This window comes from Providencia sp. PROV210 (assembly GCF_028479445.1).
Classification (GTDB): Bacteria; Pseudomonadota; Gammaproteobacteria; order Enterobacterales; family Enterobacteriaceae; genus Providencia; species Providencia rustigianii.
Window position 1 is genome coordinate 207,708 of record NZ_JAMPNQ010000015.1, and the last position, 10,548, is coordinate 218,255.

The window sequence follows — 10,548 nt, forward strand, 5'->3', positions numbered from 1 at the left end:
ACCGAAACAGTCATTTACTGGCGGTAGCTCAAATCCCTACGCCGGTATTAGCCGGATCAGGTTCTACGGGTTATTTCTCAGCCCAAAATCTGGCACCCCGTTGAGACGTAGACTATTGTAATTACTTCATCCATATCTGCAAACTGTATTGATATAGGTTTACCAGTTTGGGTATGTGTGAAACAATTAGGCATCTTTCAAATTTGGTTATTGAGGTAGTCTAGTGATCGATGATGATGGCTACCGCCCGAATGTAGGAATTGTAATTTGTAATCGGCAAGGGCAGGTTTTATGGGCTCGCCGCTATGGTCAGCATTCTTGGCAGTTTCCTCAAGGGGGCATCAACCCAGGGGAATCACCAGAACAAGCGATGTATCGTGAATTATACGAAGAAGTCGGGCTACAGCGTAAAGACGTCAGGTTACTGGCATCTACCCGTAATTGGTTACGTTACAAATTACCTAAGCGTTTGGTGCGTTGGGATACAAAACCTGTTTGTATTGGGCAGAAACAGCGTTGGTTTTTACTTCAACTCCAATGTAATGAAGCTGATATAAACGTGCAGCGCAGTAACTCGCCAGAATTTGATGGCTGGCGATGGGTGAGTTATTGGTATCCTGTTAGGCAAGTGGTTTCTTTTAAACGAGAAGTTTATCGCCGTGTTATGAAAGAATTCGCTCCGGTTGTTATGCCTTTGCAGGAACAAAAATTACCACAACGACCCGTATTTAATAATCGTAGGCGCGGAGCAAAGTAAGCCTATGTTGACGCGTTTACGTGACATTGTCGAGAAGGTCGCGATGGCGACCAGCTTAACTCAAGCATTAGAAGTCTTGGTGAATGAAACCTGCAAAGCGATGCGCACTGATGTGTGCTCCATCTATTTAGCAGATCACCCTCGGCAATGTTATTACTTAATGGCAACTCGCGGGCTGAAAAAGCCTAGCGGGATTGCTATTCGTCTTGGGTTTGACGAAGGGGTTGTTGGCGTCGTCGGTCGACAATCTGAAATGCTCAATCTCGCTGATATCCGCGAACATCCTCAATTTAAATATCTCCCTCAGTTAAAAGAAGAGCAACTCAAGGCATTCCTTGGTGTTCCCATTGTCTATCGCCGCCAATTACTAGGCGTGCTGGTGGTGCAACACAAAGAAAAACGGCTATTTAACGAAACTGAAGAGTCCTTTATGGTGACTCTGTCAATGCAATTGGCTGTGATCCTTTCTCAAGCACAGACTAAAGGTATCTTCGGGCAATATCGGCAAAATAGGATAAAAGCTATCCCTGTATCTCAAGGGGTATCAATGGCTTATGGTTGGCAGGATACCTCTCAGCCATCTCTCGACAGTGTCTGCCAAGCGACCACGTTAAATGTTGAAGGCGAACAGCAGCGTTTAGTGTTGGCGCTAGAGAGTGCAACCGCGGAATTTCGGCGGATCAGTAAACGTTTTACGGCGAGTTCCTCCAAAGAAAGTGCGGCAATTTTCGATCTGTATAATCATTTACTTAATGATCCTCAATTAAAAAAACGGCTATTTGTTGCCATAAAGCAGGGAGCGGTTGCTGAATGGGCAGTAAAAACGGTTATAGAGGATTATGCTCAGCAATTTTCTCGTCTACGTGATTTGTATTTAAGGGAACGTGGTTCTGACCTGCGTGCCTTGGGGCAGCGTTTACTTTTTCATCTGGATGATTCCTTAACACCAACCAACCAGTGGCCTGAACGTTTTATTTTGGTTGCCGATGAGTTGAGTGCGAGCGTACTTGCTGAACTGCCTATTGAGCAATTGGCTGGCGTGATTGTGCGAGATGGAGCAACCCATTCTCACTCAGCCATTTTGATCCGAGCTATGGGGATCCCTGCAATCATGGGGGCCGATATTGAACCATCGCTATTGCACAATCGCCATTTAATTCTGGATGGCTACCGTGGTGAAGTATTTATTGAGCCTGAAAAATTAATTACGCAGGAATATCAACAGATTATTGAAGAGGAAAATGTCCTTAGCCGATTAGCAGAGGGGACATTAAAGCAAGACGCAGTATTCAAAAATGGCGAATCAATGAATATTTGCCTGAATGCTGGATTAAGCCCTCGTTATGAACAGCAAATTCAAGATGGTGTCGACGGTGTAGGTCTTTATCGTACTGAGTTGCCATTTATGCTGCACAATGGTTTTCCTTCCGAAGATGAACAAAAGCAGCTTTATCGCGAAGTTTTACAGCTCTTTGCCTCGAAACCCGTCGTGCTGAGAACGCTAGATATTGGCGCTGATAAGCAGCTTCCTTATATGCCGATCAGTGAGGAAAATCCGTGTTTAGGTTGGCGAGGGATCCGCATTATGCTGGATCAGCCCGAAATTTTCCTCATCCAACTGCGTGCGATGCTGCGAGCAAATGAAGAATCGGGTAATTTGCGGATCTTATTACCGATGGTAACCAGTATTAATGAGGTCGATGAGGCCATTGGGCTGATAGCTCGAGCAAGAAGTGAAGTTGGCCAGCAGTTGGGTAAATCCATTGATTTACCCCCTATTGGGGTCATGCTGGAAGTTCCATCGTTACTTTTTTTATTACCGGAGCTAAAAAGACGCGTCGATTTTATCTCGATTGGTACCAATGACTTTACACAATATTTACTCGCTGTTGACCGTAACAACACCCATGTTGCTGCGCTATATGATAACCTGCATCCAGCGGTTGTACGCTTTTTAGCTATGGCATATGAAGAATGTCAGCGCATAGATTTACCCATTAGTGTCTGCGGGGAAATGGCGGGACAACCGTTGAGTGCAATGGTTTTAATCGCCCTTGGCTATCGTAGCTTAAGTATGAGTGGGCGCAGTGTTCCTCGAATGAAATATCTAATCCGCCAACTGGACCCTAAGCTGATGTCTGAATTAGTGCCCGAATTACTTACGGCAGAAACCAGCGAAAGTGTCAGAAATAAAATTAGCGAGTTTATGGAAATAAACGGGCTCGGTGGCTTTGTTCGTGGCGGGATCTAGTTTGATCTTCTATGTTATTAATAGGTAACTCTATGCAGACAATAACCTCGTGTTATTATGCGGCATAATTTTGACTAAACAATTCTAAAGTGGGGAACGATGAGTAACAGCTACTTAGCATTTCCGGAAATTGATCCCGTAATGTTCTCAATTGGACCGGTAGCGCTGCATTGGTACGGTTTTATGTACCTTGTAGGCTTTGTTTTTGCGCTCTGGTTAGCGGGACGTCGTGCTGCCAAACCTAACAGTGGTTGGACAAAAAACGAGGTAGAAAACCTTCTGTATATTGGGTTTGTCGGTGTGTTTGTCGGTGGGCGACTTGGCTATGTATTCTTCTATAATCTGCCTGTATTCCTTGATGACCCTCTATATCTATTTAAGGTATGGGATGGCGGGATGTCATTCCACGGCGGTTTGATTGGGGTTATCTGTGCGATGATGTGGTTTGCCCATCGTACTAAACGCCGTTTTTTACAAGTTTCTGATTTTGTTGCGCCGTTAATTCCTTTTGGTTTAGGTATGGGGCGTATCGGTAACTTTATTAATGGTGAGCTATGGGGGCGCGTGACTCTCGATACTCCATGGGCATTCTTATTCCCACACTCCAGAAGCGAAGATATTCAATTAGCAATTCAAGACCCATCATTGATGCCTATTCTTGAGCAGTATGGTGTGTTACCGAGACATCCATCCCAACTGTATGAGATGTTTTTAGAAGGGATAGTTTTATTCCTGATCCTGAATTTATTTGTACGTAAACCACGCCCAATGGGGAGTGTTTCGGGCTTATTCCTAATTGGTTATGGTGCTTTCCGTATTATTGTTGAATTCTTTAGACAACCGGATTCACAGCTTGGATTATTCGGTGGCATCAGTATGGGGCAAATTTTATCAATCCCAATGATTATTATCGGTGTATTGATGATTATTTGGGCTTATAAATATGGGAAAAATATACCTGCCCATAAAACCGATAATAAGCCCATAGACAGTAAATAAATGAGTTTGTTATTAGGCTGGTATTACTATTTTTAGGTAATATCGGCCCTTAGATTTTCAGAGTAAGAGAGCCACTATGAAGCCGTATCTTGAACTATGCCAACGTATTATTGATGAAGGGCAATGGGTTGAAAATAAACGTACCGGAGTTCGTTGCTTAACTGTTATCAATGCCGATCTTGAATATGATGTAGGTAATAACCAATTCCCTCTGATCACGACACGTAAAAGTTTTTATAAAGCGGCAATTGCTGAATTGCTAGGTTATTTACGTGGCTATGATAATGCAGCTCAGTTTCGTGAAATCGGCTGTAATACATGGAACGCTAATGCGAATGAAAACCCAGCATGGTTAGCTAACCCTCATCGTAAAGGTGAAGATGATATGGGACGCGTATACGGTGTTCAAGGTCGAACATGGCAACGTCCAGATGGTACCCATCTTGACCAGCTTAAAAAAGTGGTTAATAACCTAAAAAACGGTATTGACGATCGTGCTGAAATTATCACTTTTTATAATCCCGGCGAGTTCGAAATGGGTTGCTTACGTCCTTGTATGCACACCCATACTTTCTCCTTATTAGGGGATACTCTGCACCTGACTTCATACCAACGTAGCTGCGATGTTCCTTTAGGGCTTAATTTCAATCAGGTCCAGTGTTTTGTTTTATTGGCATTGATAGCCCGAATTACGGGTCACAAAGCGGGTAAGGCGTATCATAAAATTGTGAACGCACATATTTATGAAAACCAACTACCGTTAATGCGCGATGTTCAATTAAAACGCGAACCTTACCCATCTCCTCGTCTGACAATTAACCCAGAGATTAAAACACTGGAAGATCTTGAAACTTGGGTAACTACAGATGACTTTATGCTAGATGGCTATCAATGCCATGAAGCGATTAAATACCCATTTACAGTTTAATTAACCATGCCATAAATATACTGGCGTAGACGATCATCTGCGCCTTTATTTTTGCTAGGTGCATTATTTTTACCTTCAATATTTTTGGTCTCTTATCCACTGTGATTCTTTTCCCATACCCTCACTGACTGCTGACTATTCTTATTCATAATTTAGGTTTGTACGAACCAAGAGTTTTCTTTCTTAATCTGTTTTGCGAAGCCGTTCCCAAACACATTTAACTTTGGATGTAATGGTTACATTGTGCTGGGAAGCGTGACGAGAAATGAATCGTTACTTCTGGAGTTAGGCGCTATTTTTGCCAATATCTTTCTAAGGATAATAAAAAGAACGGAAGGGTAATGATGGCGATAATTACGGGTAATAAATATCGACATATTTCTCATGAACAAGGGTTCACCTTAGTTGAAATATTAGTGGTTCTATTCATTTGTTCGCTGGTTGTGTTGCCTGCATTATCTCACTGGCAACAACAATTGCAGCGCTTGCGTTTAATTGATGCAGCAAGGCAAACAGTCGAATTTATTTATAGTAGTTTGATGGAAGGAATCTACCTCAATCAGCAACGTATTTTAGTGATTAATTCTGAGACTAAACATTGGCGCTTACAGATTAAAAATGCTGAGACAGAACAGAATATTAGCCAATTTAGTGGGGATAGATTCCCCGATATTAAACTAAAAAGATCTTCACGGCAGTCGGTCAACTTATATGGCAGGCAAGGAACCAGCCGAGCGTTTAGGATTGAATTAGGCAATCAAACTGAACACATAACGGTATTTATGTCTGCTGCGGGGCGAGTTCGTAGCTGTAGTTATCAAAAGATTGCAGGGGTTCCTCCGTGCTGAAGCCAGTGCGATATCGTCGAGACGAATTGGGTTTTTCACTACTAGAAACGTTGATAGCGATGGTCATTAGCTGTTTGGTCTGTATTGCAGTGATGAACACGATCCCAGCTTTATTTAAGCAGCTTTATCAAGCTTATTTTCAATACCAACTGGACAGGGAAGTGCGACAGGTCTTAATTAATATGGAAAAGGATTTTAGACGTATTGGTTATTGCAGTCAGGTTCATTGTGAAGGGCGTGCGCTGTTAGTTTCTGAAAAATTCTTAAGCCGTAAAATGAATTCCTGCATTATTTTTGCCTATGACCAAGATTTATCAGGAAGTTGGGTTAATGGCCAAGGAAAAAAGTTGGAATCAGATTTTTTTGGTTATCGGCTAAATGGTCATAAATTAGAATCCAACCGAAATGTGGTGGATTGCGACGGAACTCGCTGGCAATCCTTGTTTGATGCAACGCTAGTGAAAGTTAATCAATTGACATTTAATTGGTCTAGCGCGAAACAGTTGCTGGAAGTGCATATGAATATAGAAAGTCAGCGCCTTCCAGATAAAAAATTTCAGTACCAAATATGGGTTAATGTGAGAAATTCACTATGAAGTCTAAGCTTAACCAGCAAGGAAATGTTGCGTTATTGATGGTCATGATTCTGATGACAATTGGGCTACTCTTACTGAAAGCCTTAAGTTATTACCAAGTCCGCGCTAGTTATGAATTGAATAATGAAACCAAATATTTTTCGGCTTTTAACTTAGCAGAGTCTGCATTGGCATGGGGGTTGACTCAGCCGTGGAATTTAACGACATCGAAGAATTCAGAATGGGAATGTAAGAAAGCAGCAATGCAAAAATGGGAAAGTTGCTTAAAACATTATAAAAATAATCAGTTTGTCTTATTAGGCAAGAGTGAATTTAAGCCATCCCAATCAATGAAAATTTATCGATGGGTCGAGCCTCTTGGGAATGAAAAGAACATCAAGGCGCGAAAAAATGGTTGGATAGATTATTGCCCTGTGACCTTTAAAGGATTTTGCGAATGAACCATTCACAGCAAGGATTTGCACTGGTAGAGTCAATGGTGGCAGTAGTTGTTTTTGCTATCTTACTGATAGCTCTGTTAAACTATAGTCAATATATCACTTTGAATTTTAATCAAATATATCAAGGTTCAATGGGTCTTAGGGCAATGCAGGGAGCATTAGAAACAAAAAATGCCTCAATAGATTTGGGAAGCATAAATATAAACCAACAGCCTTTCGTTCCACAGACAACAATCGCCCATTTTCCACGAACAGGGAACTGTACCGAATCCGTGGTGTCCTTATCAGTGGGTCAGAAACAGTATTCAATCAGTCGCTGGTATTGTGCCAAAGGAGAGAGCCATGTTTCAGGTATATCATTCTAACCAATTAGACCTTCTTAAGGAGCTAATTGCCCATTTAATGGAGAATGAGCCTCTCTCTCATCCATTTGAACAAGAAATTGTTTTAGTGCAAAGTCCCGGAATGTCTCAATGGTTGCAAATTGAGTTGGCGAAACGCTTTGGTATTGCTGCGAATATTAACTATCCCTTACCCGCTACATTTATTTGGGATATGTTTCGTCGAGTATTACCCGACATTCCCAAAGAGAGTGCCTATACCAAATCTGCGATGACATGGAAATTAATGACTATTTTACCTGACGTCATTAATGAGCCTGAATTTGAGCCTTTACGCCATTATCTCCAAGAAGACTCGGATAAACGAAAACTTCACCAATTAGCTGGACGAATTGCGGATCTATTTGATCAGTATTTGGTTTATCGTCCTGAATGGATTGAAAAATGGCAGCGAAATGAATTTGTTGATGGATTAAGCTCGAATCAACTATGGCAAAGAAGATTATGGCTCTGCTTAGTGGAACACACTGATAAATTACAACAATCACCATGGCATCGGGCGAATTTATACCAAAGCTTTATTGAACAATTAACCAGTAATCCATCTTTAGGGCAGAATTTACCTAAGCGAATTTTTATCTGTGGAATTTCGTCACTACCTCCTGTGTATTTACAGGCATTAAATGCCATTGCAGAACATACCGATATCCATCTGATGTTTACCAACCCATGCCGGTATTATTGGGGGGATATCCAAAGCAGCGCATTTTTAGCGCGCCTACAGCAAAGAAAATTGCGGCATTATATTGATAAACATGAAATTTCTCGTTTTAAAATCGAAGACCATGCCGGGGGCTTATTTAATGATCTCGGAGAGCAAAATATTGCTAACCCACTATTAGCCTCATGGGGAAAATTAGGGCGAGACAATTTGTACTTTATTTCGCAAATTGAAGCTGCCAATGAAATATCTGCATTTGTAGATACTCGCCGAGCGAATTTACTCGAAAATTTACAGCAAGATATTTTAGATCTTGAAAACCATGCTCAGTTGGGAATTACGCTAGAAAACTACGAAACAAGCCAAAATAAGCGTCCAATTAGTGAACTAGATTCCTCTGTGACGTTTCATTCATGCCATAGCGCTCAACGGGAAGTTGAAGTGTTACAAGACAGATTACTGGCACTATTTGAACAAGACCCTACATTAACGCCACGAGATGTCATCGTAATGGTAGCGGATATTGATAGCTACGCACCGTATATACAGGCAGTTTTTGGTAATACCTCGTCAACACACTATATTCCATTTTCTATTTCTGACAGAAAAGCGTTACAGGCGCATCCTATCCTACAGGCATTTATTATGTTGTTGGATCTTCCTCAGAGTCGTTTTTCTACTGAGCAAGTTCTCACTTTACTCGAAGTTTCCGCATTTGCTGCTCGCTTTGATATCGATGAAAGTGAGCTGAGTTTACTAAGACGCTGGGTCAATGAATCAGGTATTCGTTGGGGATTGGATGACGATAATGTTCGAGCGTTATCACTGCCAGTGATTGGGCAAAATACGTGGCAATTTGGTTTAAGCCGCATGTTGCTGGGATACGCGATGGATAGCCGTAATGGGCCATGGAATGGGATTTTACCTTATGATGAATGTAGCGGGTTAGCAGCTCAGTTAGCTGGGAAATTAGCATTATTGGTGGATACTCTGAGGCAGTGGCGTACTTTACTGGAGCAAGAAAGGACGTTAGAAGAGTGGAAAGATATCTGCCAGCAGCTGATAGACAGTTGCTTTAAAGTGGATAGTGAAACCGAACTTGTTTTAGCACTACTAACCGAGCAATGGCATAAAATTATTGAAAATGCGCTGACCTCCGAATACCAAGAAACGATTCCGTTACGTTTAATTCGTGATGAGCTTTCAGTCTGTTTTGATGATGAAAAAATTAGCCAACGTTTCCTTGCTGGAGCTGTAAATTTTTGTACCTTAATGCCAATGCGCTCGGTGCCTTTTAAAGTCGTTTGCCTACTAGGAATGAATGATGGCGCATATCCGCGCAGTATTCCCCCTTTAGGGTTTGATTTAATGGCTGAAAAAACACAGCGAGGGGATAGAAAACGCCGTGATGATGACCGCTACTTATTTCTAGAGGCTTTAAACTCTGCAGCTCAGCAGCTGTATATCAGCTATATTGGTCTTTCAATTCGTGATAACCAACCTTGCAACCCTTCGGTATTAGTCACGGAATTACTTGACTATATTTGCCAGAGTTTTTGCTTACAGGGTGATAATCAATTAAATATTGATCAGAGCGCTCAACGGCTTAAACAGCATTTGGTTATTCAGCATAACCGTGTGCCATTTGCCAAAGAGAATTTTATCCCTAGCTCTGCATATCAAAGTTTTGCGAAAGAGTGGCTGCCTGCCGCGAAGACAACTGACCAACAAGAAAAGCCATTTTGCTCCTTACTAGAAAGCCGTGAGCTAATCTCTGAATTATCTATTGAGCAATTATTGCGTTTTTATCGCCACCCAATACGGGGCTTTTTCCAGCAACGCTTGAAAGTCCACTTCTCTATTGAAGAAACCGAATTACCGGAAGAAGAGCCTTTTATTTTAGGTCGTTTACAGCGCTATAAAATTAATGATCAGGTTTTAGATTTACTGGTAAAAGATGAAAATCCCATGCCATTTTATCAAGCGTTAAAAGCGTCAGGCCAATTACCTGCTAAGCAATTTGGTCAACTATTTTGGGAACAACAACTGAATGATATCGTACCCTTAGCGGAAAAAGTGAAAGAGTACGGTGAGCAACGTTTTGATTATCCTATTGAATGTGAAATTAATGGGATCAAAATAACAGGGTCGCTAAGAAATGCTCATGAATCAGGGATACTACGTTATCGTCCGGCGTATCTCACGGCAAATGACGGCGTACAATTGTGGGTCGAACACTTATTTTATAATGCTTTTGTTCGCGAGGGTGAAAGTATAGCTTTAGGGCGAGAAAATAGTGTTTGGCATTTTTCTTCGGTTTCTCAGCAAGTTGCAATGAAGCACTTACAAAATTTAGTTGAAGGTTTTTGTGAGGGGCAAAACACACCATTAATTCTGTTAAATCAAAGTGGTTGGAATTGGCTGAATGCCTGTTTCGATAAGAAAACCACGGAATATGATTTTACGTCAGAGGATGTACAGCAAAAGGCATTATCGGCGTTACTACAAAGCCTGCAAGGAAGCCAAATGAAGAAAGGTGAAATGGAAGATGACTATGTATTGAGGGCTTGTAGAAATATCAATAGTACAATGATCGACTCGCTGCTGAGGAATACTCGGCGCTTCTTACTGCCGATGGCAGAATACTTAAAATAAGGGGAGCCTTAA

Annotated in this window: 9 protein-coding genes and 1 riboswitch; all 9 genes read left to right on the top strand. The window is 41.5% G+C overall.

Translation table 11 applies throughout. The features are described from left to right. Positions 1-15: 15 nt before the first annotated feature. A riboswitch (TPP riboswitch) is annotated at positions 16-110 on the bottom strand. Positions 111-223: 113 nt separating this feature from the next. The 9 genes from rppH (at position 224) to recC (ending at position 10,536) form a co-directional block, all read left to right on the top strand. Further along, complete coding sequence (rppH, locus tag PR761_RS12610) at positions 224-757, top strand: RNA pyrophosphohydrolase (protein ID WP_006814083.1); 534 nt, start codon at positions 224-226, stop codon at positions 755-757. Positions 758-761: 4 nt separating this feature from the next. Further along, positions 762-3,008 (top strand): phosphoenolpyruvate--protein phosphotransferase, encoded by a 2,247-nt coding sequence (ptsP, locus tag PR761_RS12615; protein ID WP_006814082.1) that lies wholly within the window; start codon positions 762-764, stop codon positions 3,006-3,008. A 99-nt stretch (positions 3,009-3,107) separates the two neighbouring features. Further along, complete coding sequence (gene lgt / locus PR761_RS12620) at positions 3,108-4,007, top strand: prolipoprotein diacylglyceryl transferase (RefSeq protein WP_006814081.1); 900 nt, start codon at positions 3,108-3,110, stop codon at positions 4,005-4,007. Between the two features lie 76 nt (positions 4,008-4,083). Beyond that, positions 4,084-4,935: a thymidylate synthase gene (locus PR761_RS12625; protein WP_006814080.1), complete on the top strand. Its 852-nt coding sequence runs from the start codon at positions 4,084-4,086 to the stop codon at positions 4,933-4,935. A 341-nt stretch (positions 4,936-5,276) separates the two neighbouring features. Then, complete coding sequence (locus PR761_RS12630; protein ID WP_006814079.1) at positions 5,277-5,783, top strand: prepilin-type N-terminal cleavage/methylation domain-containing protein; 507 nt, start codon at positions 5,277-5,279, stop codon at positions 5,781-5,783. Then, positions 5,777-6,379, top strand: coding sequence for a prepilin peptidase-dependent protein (locus PR761_RS12635; RefSeq protein WP_006814078.1), 603 nt, complete (start codon positions 5,777-5,779; stop codon positions 6,377-6,379). Before PR761_RS12630 ends, PR761_RS12635 begins: the two co-directional genes overlap by 7 nt. Further along, positions 6,376-6,819, top strand: a complete 444-nt coding sequence (locus tag PR761_RS12640; protein WP_006814077.1) for a DUF2509 family protein — start codon at positions 6,376-6,378, stop codon at positions 6,817-6,819. The genes PR761_RS12635 and PR761_RS12640 overlap by 4 nt, the downstream gene beginning before the upstream one ends. Further along, positions 6,816-7,184, top strand: coding sequence for a type IV pilus modification PilV family protein (locus PR761_RS12645; RefSeq protein WP_006814076.1), 369 nt, complete (start codon positions 6,816-6,818; stop codon positions 7,182-7,184). Before PR761_RS12640 ends, PR761_RS12645 begins: the two co-directional genes overlap by 4 nt. Next, on the top strand, positions 7,162-10,536 hold the full coding sequence (gene recC, locus PR761_RS12650) for an exodeoxyribonuclease V subunit gamma (RefSeq protein ID WP_112837321.1): 3,375 nt from the start codon (positions 7,162-7,164) through the stop codon (positions 10,534-10,536). The genes PR761_RS12645 and recC overlap by 23 nt, the downstream gene beginning before the upstream one ends. The last annotated feature ends 12 nt before the right edge of the window (positions 10,537-10,548 follow it).

Coding starts and splice junctions, on each gene's coding strand:
- PR761_RS12640 (WP_006814077.1), top strand. CDS start 6,376: ATGAAGTCTAAGCTTAACCAGCAAGGAAATGTTGCGTTATTGATGGTC.
- lgt (WP_006814081.1), top strand. CDS start 3,108: ATGAGTAACAGCTACTTAGCATTTCCGGAAATTGATCCCGTAATGTTC.
- recC (WP_112837321.1), top strand. CDS start 7,162: ATGTTTCAGGTATATCATTCTAACCAATTAGACCTTCTTAAGGAGCTA.
- PR761_RS12645 (WP_006814076.1), top strand. CDS start 6,816: ATGAACCATTCACAGCAAGGATTTGCACTGGTAGAGTCAATGGTGGCA.
- ptsP (WP_006814082.1), top strand. CDS start 762: ATGTTGACGCGTTTACGTGACATTGTCGAGAAGGTCGCGATGGCGACC.
- PR761_RS12630 (WP_006814079.1), top strand. CDS start 5,277: ATGATGGCGATAATTACGGGTAATAAATATCGACATATTTCTCATGAA.
- PR761_RS12625 (WP_006814080.1), top strand. CDS start 4,084: ATGAAGCCGTATCTTGAACTATGCCAACGTATTATTGATGAAGGGCAA.